We start from the raw sequence: 20,831 nt of genomic DNA, 5'->3' as shown, positions 1-20,831 counted from the left end.
GATTAATGGCTCCCGGCAGCAGTTGTGTTTGCAGCGGTCGCAGTAGTCCCGGTGCTGCCTGCAGGATTAGCAGCCGCCAGTTCGATCGCCTGGCCATCCTTGAGTGCTGAACCTGGATTACGCATGACCAAATCGCCAACGGCCAAGCCACTGCGGATTTCTATATTGCCGGTACGCTGGTCGCGTTTGCCTGTGGCCAGATTCACCTTGCTCAGATTTTTGCCGGCTACGCGCCAGGCATAAGCGGTGTCACCGGTTTTCACTACTGCGGATTCCGGCAGCGTCAGCGCATTGATGGTCGTGGCTTCGATATTTCCCTCTGCATACAGACCGGATACCTTAGGCTGGTTTTTGTCAGCAAAGGCAACCAGTACCTCGACCTGACGCGTTACGTCATTAGCGGCCGGGTCCAGGCGCGTAATTTTGCCGCGGAATTCCTGCTGATAACCATTGATACGGAAGCTGACTGCTTGCCCGATCTGCACCTGGGCGATTTTATCGGTCGACACTTTGCCGGCAAAACGCATACTGGTCGGGTCGATGACTTTAACCAGCTCTTTGCCTGGTGTCGCAGTATCGCCTGCAGAGACTTTACGTTCACTGACAACGCCGTCAAACGGTGCGCGTACCACCGTACGCTGCAATTGCTGACGTGCGCTGGCGGCTCTGGCTTTGGCTGCGGATAACTCACTGCGTGCCGCATTGACGCGAACTTCAGCGTCATCCAGCGCTTGCAGGGAAGTCATACCGGAGGCACGCAAAGTCTTCAACCGCTGCAAAGCGCGATCTGACTGATCGAGTGCGAGCGAGGCACTGCGGGCTGCATCTTCGGCTGAATTCAGATTGTCACGGATCGAGGTTTCATCCAGTTTGACCAGAATATCGCCACGCTTGACGATGTCGCCGTTTTCCTTCAATACCTGCAGCACGATGGCCTGAACCTCAGCGCGTAAATCGGCTTTACGTTCCGGCTGGACAGAACCAGTGATGACGGGGCCTGAGGCGAGCGCATTACTTTCGACTTTCAATACATCTTCCGGCGCGATGGTCAGCTTGGGAGCTGGTTTTTCATTCTTAGTGCTGGCCGAGGAAGCGGCACTTGCTGCGTTCGCTGTAGTCGCAGCAGATGCTGAGGCAGCGTTTTTTTCATTTTCTTTTTGGCTGTTACAGGCGGCCAGCACAGAGGCGATGGCAATAACTATGAGGGTTTGACGTAACATGATCGCTCGCAGGTTGGGAAATAGGGAAAACCGGGATGCTGCAGTATTCCAAAAGGATGCCGCTCAGACAAGACGAAAAGGATTAAGTTGCAGTTTCAATAGGATAAAATGCAGGAAACAAGGGATGAGTTGCAGCCAGGTGCTGCAGTGACGCTGCCAATTGCTGGCAGGCTTTGTTAGTTGCTGTTGCGGAAACTGTTAAATGTAGGGACGACTCGCTGATGCTGGCTGCTGCGACAGCATCACATAAGCCAACAAGCCGGTGCAGGCATCGTCGATATAGTCGAGTACGGTTTCAAATCCCTGTGCACCACCATAGTATGGGTCGGGCACTTCTTGCGCCAGGATGTGCGTGGCAAACTTCATCAGCAATTCCAGTTTGTGCTGATAGCGCTCCGGGCAGGCAGCCCGCAGCAAGGACATATTGTGCTGATCCATCGCGAGTAGCAGGTCAAATTTCTCAAAATCTTCGGCTTTGACCTGGCGCGCCCTGTGCTTCGATAAATCAAAGCCCCGCTTCATAGCATAATCACGGGCCCGGGGGTCGGGCGCTTCGCCTGAGTGATAGGCATGGGTGCCTGCTGAATCAATCACTAACTGATCCGCTATGCCCGCCCGCTCCGCTTTTGTGCGGAAAACTGCCTCTGCTGTCGGGGAACGGCAAATACTTCCCATGCAAATAAACAGAATGGCGCGGACAGGTGCTTGATTCATTATTAAATCCAGGCAACTTTCAGATTGGCAATATAGTGGCGTGCAGTAATTTTACGCCCGAAGTCACCGAAAACCCGTGCCCGCAGATCCAAAAATTGTCAACAATATATAAATGTAGGGCTTACACAAAATAGCCCCTTGTATACAAGCTGACCCGCTACGTGGGTAGCCGCTCACAAGGGCAGGGTGCTGTATTGAGCGGGCGGTGCAGCTTGAGATGCTTAAGACAGCAATAAAATGGCCACGCTGCAACCGCCTGCTGCAAACCAGATTAGTGAACGCAAAGTCGCCTGATTGGCAAGATAGGCGGCGATATACAGGATGCGACATACAATAAAGGCCGCAGCCAGCATATCAATGTGTGATTGATCGGCATGGGCTTGCTGGGCCAGCACGACAGCTGCGATAAACAAAGGCAGCGCTTCCCAGCCATTCTGTTGAGCCGCATTGGCGCGCTGCTGCCAGCCTTGCAGTCTGTCCGTCCAGGCACGTGGATGGCGGTTGTTGTAACGCAGCTCGCGCTGATCTGCACGTGCAGAGGCGACTTTAGCCAGGCCGATGGTGGCTATCGGTAACAGGCAGGCGGCCAGTACGCACCAGTTTGCAAATGTCATGTTGTCTCCTTCACTGAAGTCGCCATAGTATAGTGAACCGGGCACCTCGCAAACTGTGTCGCGTATAGACACTGCGGTCCTGAGTAATTTAACGATGCAGAGTACGTGTCAACCATACCTCACCGCACCTCGTTGTATCAGCACGTAGCATGAGCTACGAAATGTGATACAGAATTCTGAATAAGGACGCAATATGAATAAGCTCAATATGTTGACGGTCGCTGCAATTGCCACTGTGCTGACTAGCGGTGCAGCGTTTGCTCAGAAACCAGCTGCTGTGTCGGCATCTGCTAAAGCCAGTGCACCTGTAGCAAGCGTTGCAGCCGCCCCGGCTTCGGTGACTAGCCCATCTGCGGCTGTACCAGCCAAAGCAGTGAAGCCTGAGCAATCCAGTACATCAGCGTCAGCAGCATCTTCAGTGAAGACAAATAAAATTGATGCTGATCCGTTGAAGAAAGCGGATCCAATACGGGCAAAAAAGGCAGAAGAGGTCAAGCAGGATTTAAAAAAATAAGGAATCACCGGTACTCAAAAACGGCGTCTGTATGACGCCGTTTTTTTTTGACCGACAAATTAAATCAATTCAAAACTGGCAGAAATATTTTATTTTTTACATTCGTACACAAATTTTGTGTCAACAGACTGCAAACCGGTTGCGTTATTAGCTTACGTAGCAAGACTACGAAAAAACAATCAACGCTGTATAACACTCATAGGAACAGATCATGAACAAAATTATCGCCGCTATCATCGCTTCCAGTTTCGTCATGGGTACTGCGTTTGCCCAGACACCAGCAAAACCAGTCGAAGCTGCTAAAGCAGCGGTCGCAACAACAGCAACCAATGCCGCCAGCGCTGCGAACACGCAGGCAACTGCAGCAGCAAGCACGGTGAAAGCAGCCGTGACACCAGCACCAGCTCCTGTTGCGAAGGCAGAAATCAAAACTGAAGCGAAGCCAGCCGCAGCACCTGCAGCTGAAACCAAGCCAGCGGTTGAGAAAAAAACTAAGCATCGCAAGCATGCTAAAAAAGCGAAAGCGGACACGGCAAGCACCGATGCAAAACCAGCCGCGACGATGAAATAAGCGATGCATCATTGCCGGCAATGAGCAGTTAAATTGCTGGCGCAAACAAAAAGCACAGATTATTTCTGTGCTTTTTGTTTTTTTAAAATAAATTTTTGGAAAATTATTATTGGAAATGCTGTTTCCAATAAATGAATGAGATGAAAAAAATAAAAAATAAAATATCTTCTGAAATGATGTCAACGCATCGATCGTTGGCCACGTTCTTAGCTTACGTAGCAACACTACGCAAAGACAATCAACGCTGTATAACACGCTTAGGAGCAGACCATGAACAAATTTATCGCCGCTATCATCGCTTCCAGTTTCGCAATGGGCACTGCGTTTGCCCAGACACCAGCCAAACCAGTGGAAGCAGCAAAAACCGCAGTCGCGACCACCGCAACTAATGCAGCTAGTGCTGCAAATACCCAGGCAGCTGCGGCAGCAAGTAGTGTGAAATCTGCCGTGACACCTGCGGCGGCACCGGCACCGAAAGCAGAAGTAAAAACTGAAGTAAAACCGGCGACAGGATCTGCAGCAGATGCCAAGCCAGCTGACGAGAAGAAAGTAAAACATCGTAAGCATGCAAAAAAAGCGAAAGCAGACACGGCTGGGGCTGAAGCAAAACCAGCTGCGACCATGAAATAAGGCATCTCAGCAAAGCAGGTTGGTATCAATTTACTGACCTGAAAAAACAAAAAGCACAGATTATTTCTGTGCTTTTTGTTTTTTAAATGAATAATTCAATGACTTATTTTTCAGTAATTTTAAAATAATTAGGAAACAAAGTTTCCTAAAATTGAAAAAATAAAATAAATTCGAAAAAATAAAAATATTTTCGATATTTGTGTCAACGCAACATGCAATGACCACGTTTTTAGCTTACGTAGCAACACTACGCAAAACAAATTAACCTGAACAATTCTTGAACAAGGACTCATCATGACTAAGTTAATCGCCGCTCTGATCGCTACAACTTTCGCAATGGGTACAGCGTTCGCCCAGACACCGGCAGCACCTGCTTCCGCTTCTGCGAAAGCCAGTGCACCAGCTTCTGCTGCAGCCGCTGCATCGGTAGCTGCACCTGCCAGCAAGGTAAAAGCGCCTGTTGCTGATATCAAGGCCAGTGCTTCTGTTGCGGCAGAAACCAAACCAGCAACTGAAGCAGCACCTAAAGCGGAACATGCAAAAACCGAGCATGCCAAGACAGAACATATGAAAAAAGAGCACGTTAAAAAAGAACATGCAAAAACTGATGTGAAAACTGAAGTTAAACCTGAAGTAAAAGCAGAAGCCGCTAAGGCCGCGTCTGCGAAATAAGCAGTCTCAGTCATAAAAAAACGGCGCCTAGTGCGCCGTTTTTTTATGGGTAGCCTGAAATTAGCAGCTTAAGTTGTGGTTAAATGCAATATCTCCGGCCTACTCAACCCCGAAGTAAAACTGATCTATGAAAAGATTCCTGTTCAGCTTAGTTGGTCTGTTTTTTTCTATGTCCTCCCATGCTATCGATTTGCGCGTCGCGGTTTGGGACGGTGCCGCGCCATTTATGATTAAAACTGAGCAAGGCTGGCGTGGGATTTGCGCTGATATTTATAAAGCGATGGAGATGATTGATCCCCATTTACGCTTTGTGATCGACGAGGAATCCATGCCTTTACGCCGGATAGAGTACGAATTGCAGGCAGGCCGCCGCGATCTGATTTGCGGCGCACGTAAGACACCTGCACGTGAAGCAGGCGGCATGCAGTTTCTGAAAAATGGCTTTTATACCAGTGGCTATCGGCTGGCTGTGCGTAGCGATGACGATGTGCAGGTCAGCAGTTGGGACGATGTGAAAAAATTAGGTAATCAGGGTATCGTCTTGATCATGCAAGGACACGCTGACATTGAACGTTTGCAGCAGTTAGGCATACAGCTTGATAGCGGAACGCCGTCAGCGGAGCAGAATCTGATCAAACTCGAAGCCGGACGAGCACGGTTTTTCTATCATCGCGATATCTTTTTTAAGTCCAGCAGCTTTAACCCCAAAGACCATCCAAAAATTCGACTGATTCCCACCGTGTTTGACCCCAATCCTGCCTACATCGCAACGGGAAAATTGGTCAGTAAGGATGTGATGAACCAGCTTGATACCGCTTTTAATCGCGTGATGCGATCCGGTGAACTGGCGCGCATAGTGCGGCAATACGGGCTGGAGTAAGTTGGCTGGCCGTGTATTTGCATCAGAGCGTCGTATCAGTGTTCGCTATCGCCCTTGTTGAGCCGCCATAGGGTTCGGCCACCTAGGGTTACGCGCTGCATATCCCCGTTTGCTTCGAGGTGTTCCAGTGCACGTTGGGTCAGGATCGTACTCTCTATTTCTCCCTTCCAGTCTATCCACCAGTTGTGTATGCCTTCCGTCGTATCACAAGCGTTCGGACGTATCCTCACATACTCCAGTATGGCGGCAAGAATATGGGACATGCGCCCATCGTTTATCTGATCTGTATCCATTTGCTCTCTTTCAAAACTTCAACGTTCATGCATGTAGATGACACGCGGACAGGGATTGCTGGCAGAGGGTTTCGGGCACCAGTAAGAAACCGTCACCGACCAGCGCTGGCAGGATAGCTCAATGAGTTCAGGTCGGTCACCCATGCCCATATTACAGACAGACTGCAGTGCCTTATCAAGCGACATGCCTTGAAAATATCCATAGCCCGCTACTTTACGCAGCGTATCCACCGCCTTTTGTGGATCAACGCTGCCAGGACGTATCACTACATCGCGTTTGGCCAGGCGCACTACGGTTTCCAGTTCAGCCGGACTACATTGCCAGCGTTGGCTATCCCGTGCACACTGAGCTACATAATACAGCGGCTGGCCACCAAGCTGTGCATGCGGACGACAGCGGACTTCCGCGAACTGGGCCGGGCTGCGTGCATCAAATGCACGCCCGTCCGCATCCGCTAATGCCAGACCATACTGAGCGCCACAAGCAAGCTGTTCTATCTGCAGTCTGTCCTGGCGGTTTAAAGCGACGCCGAAAGTGCCATCCTGTGCTGCAGCGGCCGGCAGCGCAATGCCGGTCAGCGTCGCCACAATCACCATAGCCAGAGCAGGCGTTGTATGCAAGCGCTGCCGTTTACGCCTGTCAGTGCTTCGCTCAATTTCCCGCATAGTGATCTCCTGTACTGAACTGAGCTGCCGTATACATTACCAATTCGCGCCTATGCTGAATTTGAGCTGGTGATTCTTAAACCATAACGACGCAGCACGGTTCGCCTTGATGCCGTATTTCGTCGATAAATAGATGCGGCGATTGAGTTGATAACGCAAGCCCAGCTCAGATTCTGACAGCAAATCTACCGGAAAACCGATAGGGAAAATATTTTCGGTTTTCGCAAAAAGTTCTATATTCCGATTAGGGAATTTGCGTTTAAATTTGACTGTCCACAACCAGGCATTCACATGAAATTCTGAGGCGTTGGTCGAAAAATTCAAACGGTTAAAAGTCAGCAAACTTTCCAGATTGCTGACTTCAGATTCCCAGATATGGCGTCCAAAGCCCACGCCATAATAGTAATAGCTGCTGTTATTCGCGACCTTATCGTTTTGGTAGTAAGCATTGTTGCGTATGTACCATTTTGGTGTCAGATAATAATCGAGCGCATAACTGCCCTTGCTGTCATTTTCTTTTTCCTGATGATCGGCCCGCAAGCGGTTCAGTTCCACATGATATTCATGCCGCCATGGTCGTATATTCCAGATGCCTTCGGTTTCCAGTTCCAGCCTTTGTGTTCGGTTGGAGTTGCGGCCCAGTTCCAGCGAAGTTTCGATATTGCCTTCAAAACTGGAGACGGCTTTTTCCAGCGCTTCCTGATCGAAGGATACTTCGCGTAGCGGCACCAGTTGCTGCGCCACTTCTACCATGCCGCTCTGCGAGCGCGGCGCGATGGTCGTGCGCAGTGTATCGCCATGTGGCAGCGTCAGCGGCAGGTTTTCTTTACTCGCCATCGTCATCACCGCTTCCGCGTCAATTTCAATCTCGCCTGCGTAATCCGTTTTCAATATCAGCTTATCGACCCCGATTTTCAACAAACGACCAGTCAGCTTGTCGCCATTTTTGAGCCAGATTTCGGTGCGTGACAGATTGGCATCTGTAGCAGTTTGCGCCAGGCTGGTGGCGGCATAGCACAGCAGTATGCTGAACAGACCCAATGGTGCCAGCAGCTTAGGCAAAGGCAGTAATCGAAAAACCATGATGGTAGTGGGCATCGGTACAGCGGCAGAAGTTTGAGCAAGCCGTATTGTGGCTGGAAGTGATGAAATTGACTATGGTTTGCTACAGATTTTACCTGGCGCGCAAAAAGCACAACGGGCGACCAGCGCCCGTTGTGATGCTTAAAATTCTGTGTTGCGGTGTTGCTGTGCTGGTATTAGCGGTAAAACGCTTCCACCACGCCCTTCACTTTGATCAGCATAGGATTGCCTTTGCGGTCGCGGGTTTTTCCAGCTTGTACGCTGATCCAGCCTTCGCTGATGCAATACTCTTCGACGTCGTTGCGTTCTTTGCCGTTGATTTTGATCCCTATGTCGTGCTGAAACACGTCAGCATTGTAAAAGGGGCTGCGCGGATTGATGGATAAACGATCCGGTAATGGGGGGAGTTGTGTAGTCGTAGTCATAGGGCAGAATTATCTATCAGATGCGCGCCGGGTTCAATGCCTGATTATTCGTTAAGTAAGTTGCGGCTGGCAGCAGCCTCGGCACGCAGGTCGCGCAGGCGCTGGTGCGTTTCGTCATCCAGATCCAGTTTCCACTGCTGTTTGGCGCACAGATAATGTTCGGTAAATACATCCAGATAGGCTTCCAGCGTTTGCGCGGCCAGGGTTTCACCGGCCAGTGCCAGACACAGTGCAGCGACTTCTGACGTACACAGATGATCGTCGCGGCGCGAGCGGCGTAGCTGGTAGCGCGATACCTGTTCCGGCTCCAGACTCAGCACCGGGAAAGGCAGCAGATACGGGCTTTTCTTAAAGATCTTGCGCGCTTCCGACCAGGTCGCATCGAGCAGGATGAACAGCGGGCGTTTGGTGGCAGCGTCAGTCGCACTCACATTGTCAGCAGCAGCCTGCTCACCGGGCAGCAATTGCGTGATCACGCGTTCGGGAGCGACAAATTCGCCCGGAAACACCACATACGGCTGCCACTGCGGATCGGCCAGCAAAGCCAGTAAGGCTGGATCGACTTCGGTGCGCGCCCAGCCAAAGGCCAGGGTATCGGGCACCAGATCAGCGATCAGCCAGCCGGTATTACTGGGCTTTAAGGTCTCGTGCTCCGCCATCAGCAAACAAAATCCGGCACGGGTAGGCAGCACCGTGCGCCACGCACACAGACAATGGCTGAGGATCAGGCGGCAGCTGCCACAGCGTTCGCCATGCGGCCCGCCGCGTGCCAGAAACGGCCGTGTGCTGCGTGCCAGCCGGGCAGTGCGTAAGCGGGAAACAGCATGAGGTGGCAGTGCAGGATTCGTCATGATGGTCGTCATTGAGGGCAGCCCAGGGCGCCGGAAACAGTCTACAGGGCGCGTATCTTGGCATTGTCTGCGTCAGTTTGCAAACCCCTGCGGTGCGCTGCCTGCTGTCTGCGGCCATCGCGGCAGACGGTCAGCGCCATGCCACTTGCGGGCGCAGTTGGTGCATCTTTGCCGCTGCCTGTGCATTCTGGTCAGCCATCACGGTCGGTCGCACGTTAGGCACAGACACTGACCGCAATATCCGGCTCGCATGGAACTAAGTCAGCAAAAGGCAGCCAAAGTCAGTCCACACTGGTAATATCAAAACTTTAATCCAACTGAGAGCGAGACCATGAAAAAAATTCTGCACATCCTGAGCCTGGCTGCCATCGCTGCCAGCTTAAGCGCCTGTATCTCCGTTAGCGAACAAAACGTCGAAGCCAGCAAGCAAATCTCTGTCATGGCAGCGCAAGCGACAGCCACCTGCGGTCAGGGCAATGTCGATAAAGTCAGTACCAACAGCTTCACCTGCAAGCAAAACACTGGTCGCTGAACACAGTGCAGACTCCCAAACAAAACAGCCGGTTATGACACCGGCTGTTTTGTTTTATGTGTGGACTTCAAACGCAGAAAGCAAAGTGTGAAACCAAAGTCCGAAACAAAGTCTGAATCCCTGTGCGGCTGCTGGCAGCATTTCAGCCTGCAGGCCGCATCAACACGCAGTCTGGCTGATTCAACTCATTGACTCAATACACTGCTTGAACTCGCCAATGTCAGTACTTTTTCGTCCATCAGGTCCGTATTATTGAGCAAACTTCGCGTAATACGCCTGCACCGCTGGCAAGGCCGCGATACGCTGATTGTGCGCATTCAGCGCCGGTGCGACTTGCGCCACCAGATCGGTCGGCACATGATCCAGACGACCGGAATTCAAACCACGGATATCCACAAACACCTTCAGATCCGCCACCGTCAGACGGCCATCGGCAAAGTATTCGCCACCTTGTGCCAGCAAACGCTGCTCGAGCCAGCGCAGATAAACCGGGATAGAACCGTTCACCAAGGCCAGTCGTGCCGCTTTTTGTTCTTCACCAGTCATGCGGAAAGTCGGGCCCATTTTGATGCCAGCTTCTTCGATAACAAAGCTCACCTCATCGCAGTACAAAGCCTGCAACGCGTCTTGCGGATACAGGCCGGCCAGCTTACCGGCATAACGCAAGATCGCATCACATTGCGTGATCTTCGCACCATCCACCTCCAGCACCGGTACCTGCCCAAACGGCGTTGATTTGCGCAGCTCGGCAAACTCAGGAAAGCTGAAACGGTGATCTTCAAACGCTACCCCACCGAGTGCCAAGGCCAGTCGCACCGGCTCGCCACGGCCACCGTGAAAATCGAAATAAGTCAGTTTAAGTTGAGGCATGTTGTCTCCTGTCAGGGTGAAAAGTAGTCATGTTAGACATCTGAACAAATAGTCATACGACTAAACGCGCGGCCATCATAGCATGAGCAAAAAACATGGGTGGAACACGCCACGCATGCAAAAAGATGGGTGAAAGAGCGGGGGAATGCCACGTTCGGAATGGCGTCTTGGCATGTCTTTTTTTACCGATATCATACAGTCTGAAATGCGGCGTTTGAGTCTGTCATATCAGGGGGCAGCGCCCAGGCTGCCGCTGGCAAAAGCCAGAGAGACAGAGGCCGATAAAGCGGCGCTGTAGCTGTCATTCTGGCTGGTTTTCGCCGCCAATAACTGGCTCTCGCTTAAACGTAAATCGGTCAGGGTGCCGACCCCGCTGCGATAAGCTTCATAGGCCGCATTGTAAGTGGTTTGTGCCGCATCCACCAGGACTTGTGCCGCCAGCCAGGCATGAATACTTTTGATCAGGCTGTTCCTGGTCTGAAGAATCTGCCGCACCGCCTCATCACGCAGTTGTTGCGCGCGCAGGCCAGCGTTTTCTGCGTCCAGACGTGCCTTGCTCAGTGAGAGCTGGCGCGTGCCACCGTCGTACAAAGGCAGGCTGAATCCCAGCATCAAACCGGCGCTGCGGCGCGAGCCCGCGAGGTCCAATGACGGACTAAAGTGACCAGCAGGTGAAATCGCTGTACTGCTGATGCCGCCACTGCCTTGTGCCAGCGTGACAGCCGCGATGATTTTTGGTTTGAATTCCGCTTCAGCCAGCCGGATCGCAGCCTGGCTGGCTAATTGTGCCGCGTAACTGCTGGCGATATCGGGCCGCTTCGCCAAGGCTTGTTCTATGTATTGATCCAGAGGCGGGATGAGGTTCAGACTTAAAGGGCGTTGCGGCAATGGCGCCAGCACGAGCCGGCCGGATGGTGTCACACCAAGTGCGGTGATCAGCGCCTGATAGGCATCTTCCTCAGCAGCCTGCGCCTGCACACAGACTAAATTCGCCTGGGCCTGCCCTTGTCTGGCCTGAGCGACTTCGATCACCGTTCCTATACCTTTCTTGTAGCGCTGTTCGGCAGCGTCGACGATCAGTTTTGCATTCTCCAGTGAGGTCGCTGCATTCTGTTGGCGCGCCAGTGCCGCAGCATGCGCATAATAGGCCAGCGCGATGCTGAGTATGAGTTGCTGGTGCGCGCTGCTATAGGCCAGTTTGGCCATGGTACTGGCTTGTTTGCTGGCGTCTTGTAAGGCAGCGCGGCTGCCAAAATCGTAGAGTAACCAGTCCGCCGTAAGCGCCACGATGCCGCCCTGGCTGCTGTGCTGACTGCCAGCCTGGAGCTGGCTGATGCTCAGGTCGCTGCTGGTTTGCTGCGCGATGACACCGGCTCTCGCGCTCAGTTTGGGTTGGTAGCTGCTGTCCACCAGCGCACTGTGCAGCTCTGCTTTTTTAGCTTCGTTCCAAGCGATGCGCGTCGCCGGATGATGTTCGCGCGCCAGGTCGATCAATTGCGCCAGTGTATAGGCCTGCTGGCTCAGCGCAACGGTCGCCGTTGGTTTGAGTAAGTCAGGATTAACCGGAAAACTAAACGGACTATGGCCAGACGTGCCTGGTGCGGGCCAGGGCAAATCCGGTCGGGCCGGAATTTTTTCATCGGCCAGTATCGCGCAATGTGCAGCGAACAGGCTGATCAATAGCAAAGGCTTAAGCTGGGGACTGAAGAGTTTCATGGCTAAGACAATCTGGGTTAGCGTGCCGCTGAGTCAATTGATGCAATTGCAGGCATAGTGCGTTAAGCGTTTCACTGCACAGTGTGGCTGAGCTGACCGGCAATAACTCAGCCAGCTGTAACAGCACATGGCGTAATTGGCGCATAGAGGTAATTGCGCTGTTCGACCTCATCACCAGCTGCTGGCACAAGAGCTGCAAGCTGTGCAGTAAATGTTGGCGTTGTTCCAGCCATCCCGGCGTGGGACGCACAGTATCCGGCTCCAGCGTGATTAAAGCGTATGCACGCTGCACCAGATTTAATTGCATGGCGATCTGATTCAGCAAGCCATAACGCTGTTGCGGAGTCAGCTTATTGTGATCCGGCTGACACAGCCGCGTGAACAGCGCTTGTGCCTGCAGCAGGCCGCTGTCGATCTGACGCGCCATGCTGACTGGCCAGATATGCACAAAGATCAGATACACCACCAATAAGCCCAGCACGATACCGATTACCCTGTCGCGTGGAACCACCAGATCAAACGCCGGGCCATGACCTTGCAGCACACACAAGTAGTAAGCGAAAGCGATTTGCAAACCGGCATAGGCTATCCGTGAACTGCCCGCCGCGACCCAGGCCGCCACCAGGCTGGATACGGCGATTAACGCCAGCAAATGCGCCAGCGTCTCTATCTGCGGCATGATCAGTAAAATGGTGGCGATGCCGGCCGTACTGCCGATCAGGCAACCAATCAGGCGTAAGCGCAGCTTTTGCAGGGTTTCGGCGGTACTCGCCAGCGCCACGATGTAACAGGTGATCAGGCTGGTGTGTATACCCGGCCAATCCAGCAAGCTATAGATCAGATAGCAGGACAATGCTGCAGCCGTGGTTTTTAGCGCCAGGCGCGGATAATCGGGATTACTGAATGCATCGGCCAGCCAAAAGCCTGATACTGGCTTTGCCGTACCCGCGCTCAGCTCAGCAGCCTCAGCGGTTGGTGTGTTTGTGCTGATGAAACGAAATAAGCTGGCCAGTTCACACAGCGTGTGATGGCGGGCGTCAGCAGCACTGAGTGGAGGAAAATCAGGCAGTGCCTGCCGTGCTTCCAGCGCATTGCTACACGCAGTGAGAAATTGTGCCAGCTGCGATGTACTCAGGCCACCGGGTAAGGGTGACCAGGTCCTGCCCAATTGCTCAATCAGAATACACAGTGGCCCCAGCGCTGTGCAGCAGCGTTGCAATTGAGGCAGATCGCTGGCATCACGCTCTTTGGCACTCAGCTTGAGCCATTGTTGAATCTGGCTTTGATCATCCTGCAAGACTTCGCGCCAGGCATCGGACGCATGATCCGATTGCTGTAGCCGGGTGGCCGCCAGCCGGAAATCATAGGCCAGCGTTTGACGCAGCAACTGCGCCGCGCCCGGTGCACACAGTAAGCTGAGCGACAGGCAAACCCCGGCGGGAATAATCGCCGCCAGCCAGCCGTACAACAAGGCGCGTGTCGCCAGTTCACCGATAAAAGCCTGACTGACCAGATCCAGCGTGTACGCAAAAATCAAGGCCAGAATGCTGGCGACAGGCCGCAATTTACTCGCCAGTGCAGCAAACATAAAAAACAGCGAGAGTGCCGCCATACTGGCCAGACGCAAGACGGGATCGTCGATCACCTGCTGGATAATCAGCAGCAGCAAACCGACGATGCAGCCCATCAGCAGCACCGCAGCAATACTCTGCACGATGCTGCTGTGACGATCCGGTTTGACCAGAAAAAATACGATATATACCGACAGTGCCGCCTCGGGAGTTTGATAATACTGCACCAGCAAACAGCTCAGTATGCAACAGCCGGTAATGCGCAAGGCATAACTGGCGCGCCCCGGACGACAGGCGACCAGTTCGCGCCACAGGCTGGGCTGCACGGCGTCAGGCTTCATTGGCAAGCCGCACCGCGATTTAATTCAACCAGAGCGCTGGCACCCATTCGTGCCAGATGTTCAGGCGGATGATGCAAATGGATGCGCACCGGAAAACGCTGCGCCACCTTGACCCAGTTTAAGGACCGTTCGACATACGGAACCGAGCGTGGCAAGGCGATGTGCGCCGTATCTTTGACACCCCAGCCTATGCTCTCCACCTGACCTTTAATCGGTATTTTTTTATCGATCATCGAGTACACCGTGACACAGTCACCGGCTTTGATATGGCTTAATTCACTCTCTTTGAAATTCGCCATGGCAAACCATTCCTCCGTATTCACCAGCGTGAATAAACTTTGAAACGGGGCCAGCGTCTCGCCGGGGGCGACCGCTAAACCGACCACCCGGCCCGCAGTCACTGCCTTCACCGTACTGTCTTCCAATGCACGCAATGCCATGTTTAAGGCAGCCTGACGCGCACTGACCGCTGCAAGCGAACTATCCACGGTATCTATCGCTTGCCGCGCGGCGGCTTCTTGTTCACGTGCCTGCTGCATACTGATTTCCGCATCGCGTTCCATCGCGATGGCCTGATCCAGCTGCTGTTGCGGCACAAAGCCCTTAGCCGCTAAAGGCCGCAACCGTTCCACTGTGCTGCTGGCTAAGTTCAGATTGGTACTGCTGCGCTTAATTTGCTTGCTGGCGATGTTGGCATTGCTTTGCTGTACCGCCAAAGCACGCTGTTTGGTCGCCAGCGTTGCTTCAGCCAGCGCCAGATCGGCGCGTGCCTGTTCCACTGCCAGTTGAAACGGTACCGGGTCGAGCTGAAACAAGATATCACCGGCTTTGACGAGTTGATTTTCGCGCACCGCAATCTTCACGATACGGCCACCAACCGCAGCGGCAACATGCGTGACCTCCGCATCAATACTGGCTTCTTCGCTGGCTGGAAACTGCGCTTGATGGCGCCAGATGTACGCTGCAAAAATGATCGCACCCAGGATGATGCCCAAGGAGATAAGTTTGCCGATCAGGGCTTTTTGTTGAGTAGGTAAATTCATCGTCCGAACCAGATCAGCCAGATCAGCATGGCAGCCAGCACACCAACTGAAAGACAGAGAAAAAGGGGATAGGGAAGTAAATCAGCGAGCTTCAGTTTCAGCAGCGCTAGTCGAAACACGATCGCAACGATCACACCCAGCGCCGCACATAACAGCCAGGCCGGAAAATAAGCACCAGCGATGATCAACGACGGCGCCTGCGGCGAAACGCAGGCAGTCAGGGTCAGCAAAAAAAATGTCAGGCTCAAAAACCTGGGCAATCGTGTCGTCGTCATCTGGGCTATCAACAGCGTAAAACTACGTACAAGCATTTAAAACAATAGGACTTACGCAAAACCGCCCCAGCGGCGTTGTGGCTCCTTGTCGTACACTGCGTACTGCCTGCTGGCGTAACGGACATCGCTTACCAGCGATGTTTCCTAACGCACCAAAGGGCTGTTTCGCCTTGTTGGGACAATTTTGCGTAAGTCCTAAACAATTTAAAGCCATTTAAACCGCTTCAGGCCGCTTAATTCAGTATAGCGCCCCGGGGTGTCGATTTGATTGGAAGTGAAGTTTATAATTTTATATGTCTTAGTGTCAAAGCCATGCCGGGTGTACAGCACAGCATGGACAATTCGCTCAACATAACAAGTGAATATGACAAGGTATTGACCCGCGTGACCTGATCGCCGGGCGAACCAATACCTCAATCAGCAGGACGACTCCCCCACATCTGCCCGCATGAAATGGACTTCTCCAGCCCATTTTGGCCTGCAGGCCAATATCTATGCGGATGTTGGTTTGGAGATGGTGAGTGTAAAGATAGATATTGAGAAACATTTCCTGTATGCTAATTATCTCGATTTAAAAAATAATGAGCATGGGACGACGCGACTGGACCGTAGATGAAGTGAAGTTGGCTTACTACCTGTATTGCCAATTACCTTTCGGTCGCCTGCATGGACGCAACCCAGAAATCATCGAGTTGGCAAAGCTGATTGATCGTACCCCCTCTGCCGTCGCCATGAAGTTGGTCAATCTCGCCAGCTTAGACAACATGATTACCAGCACTGGCCGCAGCGGCTTAAAAAATGCCTCGCGCATAGATCGCCAAGTGTGGGACGAGTTTAAGCAAAATTGGGAACAGCTCACCGAAGACGCCATCGTGCATCGCACGCGCTTACAGCAAGCACAGGCGCCATCGCAGCCTTCATCCGATGTATCCGACCCTATTCAAGCAGAGGCGAATGCAGTCACGGAGTTAGATACACCAGACTACTCCGCCAACAATCGTCTGGTCAGCGTCTTACAACGCGAGAAGCAAAGCTTTTTCCGTCGCACGGTGTTGAGTAGTTATCGTGAGCGCTGTTGTATGAGCGGCCTGGCGGAACCCAAGCTGCTGATCGCAAGCCACATCATCCCGTGGAGCGAAGACCCCAACAACCGCTTGAACCCCGCGAATGGCCTCTGTCTGTCCGCGATCCACGACCGCGCATTTGACCAACACCTGATTAGTCTGGATGAGAATTTTAGAATCATCGTGAGTGAAAAACTCAAAAGCCGCCGCGATGAATCCTTCATGCAGACGGCGTTTTTACAGCTAGAGGGTAAGCCAGTTACACTGCCGGAACGGTTCGCGCCACATCATCAGTTTTTGGCTAGGCATAGGGAAGTGATGTTGGGGGGGGAAGCGAAGTAAAGGAGACTGCTTCATTGAACTTTTACAAAAAATGTTGTTCAACCATTTGGCTCTCCTTAAGATACTTCACTGCTTATGCTGAGGCGTGTATCTGAACAATTTTATATTCCACGCCTCCGACAGTATTCCCGCAATCTTAAATATCGGGAATCTTGAATAAGGTTTGATTCTTTTTGCTCGATTTGATCCAAACAAAAGCGTAACTGTTCCGGGGGCCACGGTTGGTCTTCAATGATGGCATCCAGCAGCCTAAGTGTTTCTAAAGGAAATTGTATGCACAACTCTGATTTGTTCAGTAGTAGCACAACATAGTCTGGGTGTTTTATAGGCTGTAGCCAGTCATACACTTCAATTAAGGCTGAGGGGAACTCATTTCTCGCAGCAATTGCTAGACGAGTCAAAGATTCTGCGATTCTTTGGGTAGCTAAAGTGCGTGACTTTGGCCAGATTTTTTGCCAGAAAGGTTGGACACGATTTTTCCAAAAGTTCTCGCGTTGATCCGCAGCACTTTCAAGCGCTTGTGATAGTACTTGTGCTGACTTTTCCAAGCCTTCTTGCGGAAGAACACTAATCGCAGATCGGAATTCTTCAACGCTGTATCCTTCAGTCGGCCCAAGTGCTGCGTGAGTCAGAAACGCGGCGAACTGGTGGCGATAATCGCCAAGATCGGCAAAATGGTTTGCGCTATCAAGGAACTGAGCCTTAATTGCAACCATTAACGGCTGGTACAAGCGTGGCGACCATAGGAAGCCACCCCAAACAGACTTTGCTTCGTTAGGATTGTTCCAGTCAAACAACGGTAAAAGATACTGCTCGGACCATGTACGGTCCAAACGGAAAAAAGCGATCAATTGTGAAGCTAAAAGTACTCGCCCATGGCGGAATCGGTCCACACGTGTGTCGCATAGTTCGGAGAACATGGGTTTGAATTCTGCAGGAATTCGATCATTGTCGCTTGGGTTCTCTTTGAACCATAGATTGATCAAGGCGCGTGTGATATGCCCAACGGGGTGGTTTATAGCAGAACCGACAGGATCAAATATTTCAACGTCATTACGAAAGAGGCGAGAGCCTTGGTCTGCTTCAAGCGGTAGTCTCAGAATTCGACGGGACAACTCTAGCAAGATGTTTTGATGACAGTCGATGGATTTGGATGCGGCCTCGACCCAACACGTGATTCTCTGGGCAATATCATTAAGGACCGAATCAGGCATTGCCTGTAATAACGGGGCAGCGTTTCGCCAGGAACGCAATACCATTCCTTCTTCAGACCAGACTTGTAGTGCTTCGCTCCATCGACCCGTTGGCCATACTTCATTCTTTGTCAGATCACACAGCGCAGACAAACTTTGAAAGAAGCGTGAGCGACAAACATCACGCCATGTATCTTCGTAGAAAGGTCGTCGTTCAGACGTAGTTTTTGTGAGCCATTGCACCAACTCTTTTCGCTTGCGTGGAGCGATATCTACATCTCGGTTATCCTCGTAGTCTGGGTCACCAGTACCGCTCATCCAGTTCGCAAACTCTTCACGATCGTTTGAACTCAATTGCAATTCTGGATAGATAGCAGATATTTCAGCAAATCGTGCCGCTGCAGTTATTCCGAGCGTGAGGCCCGATGATTTTAATTTAGCCAGGTGTAGCCAGATGGAGCGAGCCACCAAGTTCTGCCTCTCACCTGCCTCTAGATCATCCCTGTACATTTCCCTCGGGGGGCCAGCGAGAATTGCTGTTTCTAGTTTTTCCTGTGTTGATAATGGCAAATGTTGACCCTGCAAAACGAACAACCTGAACACCTCCCGTCCCGTATTTGTGGACCAGAGCCACCATGCTCCTTCGGACAGCAGCCATTCCACCCATTTATCGGGAGGAATGCAGTCATTATGACTGGCGGTAAACAGAGCAAGGCGTTTGAATGTTGGATATGGTAGTTCAAACCAGCTTTGCGCAACTCGTTTCGCTCGCGTACGGTCGCTTGCGTAAATTACCAACCAAGCATTTCGTATCAATTCGATTAGTGTCACCCAATTACGAAATCCTCGATTTTGCCAATGCGGAGTAATCGAAGGTAAATCCCAGTGTGATTGATCATTGCGGCTGTCAGCTTCACCCAATTCACATAACAGGTCCAATGCATCACGCAATAATTGTTGAAAATCTTCCAGCAAGTGTGGCAGAGCTGATGTCCAGTGCTCATCAGTCAGTTCGCACAAAGTAGATTGCACGTTATCAGTAGCCAGTTCGAGCTCCCAATTCACCAACTGTTTTATTCGTGTGGGCTTTTCATTACTCGAATTGTCAGCATCCCATTGAAACGGCTTCTTCAGCATCACTTTGGGTGCTAACAACTCTCTCAACTCCAACCGCAAAATAGTGGTCAAACCTTCACTTTTTAGCCGATTTTCCCATCTATATAGATCGGGTTTGCGCCAATGTGATTTCGCACGGCCACTTAAAATAATGTGCCACAATGTGCGCATTGATGGGTTAGGAATAGCTTTTGGCGCGTGCAGACGGATTTCATCTAGTTCGTAGATTTTACCGTCACGCTCAAGTGACGAAAAACGATTGAGCTCATCCACAATCAACCAATGCATATGGTCGTGAAGTTGCCCACCTTGTTGAGCCACCCAAATGACTAGTCTTGGGTCACCAAGGTGGCGCACCAGCCATCGAGCAATATGGAGCATCACGTCGTCCCACTGGCTGCTCAAAATACCACCGGAGGCAAGTAACATCGATGCTGTATGCTCATACGGTGCAGGCCGTCGAATTAGGCTGAAATGTATTTCATCAACTGCTGCGTTATTTGGTGATAGGCCAAAGCGAGGCAAATCTCCCTTCCCGAAGTACTCCCGAGTAAAAGTATCTAGCAGCCAGTCCAGCGGTGGAGCTGGATTGAAGTCAGCAAAGCGTTTTGCTGGCAAGCCTGATTTGTCTGATAGGGCCCATAACATTCGCCCGACAAAATCATCTTGGCGCGTACTTTCCTGTGGGTGTGTCAGGGCATGTTTAACGATAATTGCTTCTTTCCCTTGTACACCGTCACGGTAGGTTTCTGCCCAAACTTGGAGAGTTAGATGTAATAAGGAGTGGTCGTAGCTGCCCCGAGGTACGTTGTAAAGAATGGGGGTAACACCTTTGGCCTCCCATTCAATTGTCTTTAGGTGCTCTTGCCCCGGTTCGCAATCACCTAATGCCCAGGCCTGAGGTGTGACCTCACCTAGCATCCGATCAGCAGCTAGTGCATCCATCATGTAGCGAAGCACTGGGTCGTTGATACTGTAGCCAACAAAGCAGACCACATAGTTGCGGAAAAGCTCGCTCACGAAACGTGCTGCCCAGCGTTCTGTCAGATAAGCTAAACCGAAATCACCACTGGTCACGATTAGACGATTGAGGGCAGTATCGTCATTTATTTCGGTTAGCAAACCATGTAGATATACTAGCCCGTTCCAACGGCTGTTTTTAGGGAGGGGCAGCATCGGTGCAGTGTAGGCATTGAATGCTTGGCCCGTACGTTTTGCAGCTGTATGAAAGATACGGTCGAAGTTGGTAGTTACCAGTCGCAGTGCACCTTCACGGCTGCGCCCTAACTGCAACAGCGCAGCCTGGGTATCGGTAGCTCCCTTCCGACGGAGTTTTGGCTTTAGGGCTTGAGCTAGAGCACGACGGACAGTAAGACGTTGGCCAGGTAGACGTCGCTCTAATAAATCGAGAGTGGCATCAAACTGTCCACGTTCGAAGGCGTTGCGTTCAATTTCCGTACGCACCGTCCCACTTATTTGGTAGATCTGTTCTACCAACCCTTGAAAACCCGGTAAGCCGGCAGGGTAAGAAATACCAGCTCCACAGAAAAATACAACGTGACCTTCCTCGTGCGCTTGCAAGAGCGCATCTGGAATATCGGGACCGTTAATAACAAATTGCACTCACTGGCTCCC

The 20,831-nt window shown here is 51.8% G+C and carries 21 protein-coding genes; 6 read left to right on the top strand and 15 right to left on the bottom strand.

The window, feature by feature from the left end:
• Positions 1-2: 2 nt before the first annotated feature.
• From H8K47_RS00795 to H8K47_RS00780, 4 genes are all read right to left on the bottom strand, one after another.
• The gene (locus tag H8K47_RS00795) at positions 3-1,220 is read right to left on the bottom strand and encodes an efflux RND transporter periplasmic adaptor subunit (RefSeq protein ID WP_186879524.1); all 1,218 of its coding nucleotides are present in this window, start codon (positions 1,218-1,220) and stop codon (positions 3-5) included.
• Between the two features lie 198 nt (positions 1,221-1,418).
• Complete coding sequence (locus H8K47_RS00790) at positions 1,419-1,934, bottom strand: low molecular weight protein-tyrosine-phosphatase (protein ID WP_186879523.1); 516 nt, start codon at positions 1,932-1,934, stop codon at positions 1,419-1,421.
• Between the two features lie 221 nt (positions 1,935-2,155).
• A complete protein-coding gene (locus tag H8K47_RS00785; RefSeq protein WP_186879522.1) occupies positions 2,156-2,548 on the bottom strand; it encodes an MAPEG family protein in 393 nt (130 codons plus the stop codon).
• Between the two features lie 261 nt (positions 2,549-2,809).
• On the bottom strand, positions 2,810-3,070 hold the full coding sequence (locus H8K47_RS00780; RefSeq protein ID WP_186879521.1) for a hypothetical protein: 261 nt from the start codon (positions 3,068-3,070) through the stop codon (positions 2,810-2,812).
• A gap of 203 nt (positions 3,071-3,273) precedes the next feature.
• On the opposite strand from H8K47_RS00780, the gene H8K47_RS00775 reads away from it, so the two are divergent.
• From H8K47_RS00775 to H8K47_RS00760, 4 genes are all read left to right on the top strand, one after another.
• On the top strand, positions 3,274-3,633 hold the full coding sequence (locus H8K47_RS00775) for a hypothetical protein (protein WP_186879520.1): 360 nt from the start codon (positions 3,274-3,276) through the stop codon (positions 3,631-3,633).
• Between the two features lie 270 nt (positions 3,634-3,903).
• Positions 3,904-4,263 (top strand): hypothetical protein, encoded by a 360-nt coding sequence (locus H8K47_RS00770; protein ID WP_186879519.1) that lies wholly within the window; start codon positions 3,904-3,906, stop codon positions 4,261-4,263.
• Between the two features lie 294 nt (positions 4,264-4,557).
• The gene (locus tag H8K47_RS00765) at positions 4,558-4,935 is read left to right on the top strand and encodes a hypothetical protein (protein WP_186879518.1); all 378 of its coding nucleotides are present in this window, start codon (positions 4,558-4,560) and stop codon (positions 4,933-4,935) included.
• 127 nt (positions 4,936-5,062) lie between these two features.
• Positions 5,063-5,815, top strand: a complete 753-nt coding sequence (locus H8K47_RS00760; RefSeq protein ID WP_186879517.1) for a substrate-binding periplasmic protein — start codon at positions 5,063-5,065, stop codon at positions 5,813-5,815.
• 35 nt (positions 5,816-5,850) lie between these two features.
• On the opposite strand, the gene H8K47_RS00755 is transcribed toward H8K47_RS00760, so the two are convergent.
• From H8K47_RS00755 to H8K47_RS00735, 5 genes are all read right to left on the bottom strand, one after another.
• The gene (locus H8K47_RS00755; RefSeq protein ID WP_186879516.1) at positions 5,851-6,078 is read right to left on the bottom strand and encodes a hypothetical protein; all 228 of its coding nucleotides are present in this window, start codon (positions 6,076-6,078) and stop codon (positions 5,851-5,853) included.
• Positions 6,079-6,126: 48 nt separating this feature from the next.
• On the bottom strand, positions 6,127-6,774 hold the full coding sequence (locus H8K47_RS00750; RefSeq protein WP_186879515.1) for a hypothetical protein: 648 nt from the start codon (positions 6,772-6,774) through the stop codon (positions 6,127-6,129).
• Positions 6,775-6,810: 36 nt separating this feature from the next.
• Positions 6,811-7,857, bottom strand: coding sequence for a DUF481 domain-containing protein (locus H8K47_RS00745; RefSeq protein WP_186879514.1), 1,047 nt, complete (start codon positions 7,855-7,857; stop codon positions 6,811-6,813).
• Between the two features lie 176 nt (positions 7,858-8,033).
• A complete protein-coding gene (locus H8K47_RS00740) occupies positions 8,034-8,282 on the bottom strand; it encodes a DUF3297 family protein (protein ID WP_162019641.1) in 249 nt (82 codons plus the stop codon).
• A gap of 44 nt (positions 8,283-8,326) precedes the next feature.
• A complete protein-coding gene (locus tag H8K47_RS00735; RefSeq protein WP_186879513.1) occupies positions 8,327-9,133 on the bottom strand; it encodes a tRNA-uridine aminocarboxypropyltransferase in 807 nt (268 codons plus the stop codon).
• A 331-nt stretch (positions 9,134-9,464) separates the two neighbouring features.
• On the opposite strand from H8K47_RS00735, the gene H8K47_RS00730 reads away from it, so the two are divergent.
• On the top strand, positions 9,465-9,665 hold the full coding sequence (locus H8K47_RS00730; protein ID WP_186879512.1) for a hypothetical protein: 201 nt from the start codon (positions 9,465-9,467) through the stop codon (positions 9,663-9,665).
• Between the two features lie 249 nt (positions 9,666-9,914).
• On the opposite strand, the gene H8K47_RS00725 is transcribed toward H8K47_RS00730, so the two are convergent.
• From H8K47_RS00725 to H8K47_RS00705, 5 genes are all read right to left on the bottom strand, one after another.
• On the bottom strand, positions 9,915-10,535 hold the full coding sequence (locus tag H8K47_RS00725) for a glutathione S-transferase (RefSeq protein ID WP_186879511.1): 621 nt from the start codon (positions 10,533-10,535) through the stop codon (positions 9,915-9,917).
• Between the two features lie 228 nt (positions 10,536-10,763).
• Complete coding sequence (locus H8K47_RS00720; RefSeq protein WP_186879510.1) at positions 10,764-12,251, bottom strand: TolC family protein; 1,488 nt, start codon at positions 12,249-12,251, stop codon at positions 10,764-10,766.
• A complete protein-coding gene (locus H8K47_RS00715) occupies positions 12,226-14,163 on the bottom strand; it encodes an FUSC family protein (RefSeq protein WP_186879509.1) in 1,938 nt (645 codons plus the stop codon). Before H8K47_RS00715 ends, H8K47_RS00720 begins: the two co-directional genes overlap by 26 nt.
• Complete coding sequence (gene mdtN, locus H8K47_RS00710) at positions 14,160-15,206, bottom strand: multidrug transporter subunit MdtN (RefSeq protein WP_186879508.1); 1,047 nt, start codon at positions 15,204-15,206, stop codon at positions 14,160-14,162. The genes H8K47_RS00715 and mdtN overlap by 4 nt, the downstream gene beginning before the upstream one ends.
• Positions 15,203-15,436 (bottom strand): YtcA family lipoprotein, encoded by a 234-nt coding sequence (locus H8K47_RS00705; protein WP_186879507.1) that lies wholly within the window; start codon positions 15,434-15,436, stop codon positions 15,203-15,205. Before H8K47_RS00705 ends, mdtN begins: the two co-directional genes overlap by 4 nt.
• Positions 15,437-16,062: 626 nt before the next feature.
• Between H8K47_RS00705 and H8K47_RS00700 the strand changes: the two genes are divergently transcribed.
• Positions 16,063-16,887, top strand: a complete 825-nt coding sequence (locus H8K47_RS00700; protein ID WP_222612702.1) for an HNH endonuclease — start codon at positions 16,063-16,065, stop codon at positions 16,885-16,887.
• 101 nt (positions 16,888-16,988) lie between these two features.
• Here the strand turns inward: H8K47_RS00700 and dsr1 are convergent, their stop codons facing one another.
• On the bottom strand, positions 16,989-20,819 hold the full coding sequence (dsr1, locus tag H8K47_RS00695) for an anti-phage defense-associated sirtuin Dsr1 (protein ID WP_186879506.1): 3,831 nt from the start codon (positions 20,817-20,819) through the stop codon (positions 16,989-16,991).
• Positions 20,820-20,831 lie beyond the last annotated feature (12 nt).

It is taken from the genome of Cognatundibacterium rugosum (assembly GCF_014284365.1).
In the GTDB taxonomy this organism is placed as follows: domain Bacteria; phylum Pseudomonadota; class Gammaproteobacteria; order Burkholderiales; family Burkholderiaceae_D; genus Undibacterium; species Undibacterium rugosum.
Note: the sequence above shows the minus strand (reverse complement) of the source record. Positions and strands in the feature narration are given on the sequence as shown.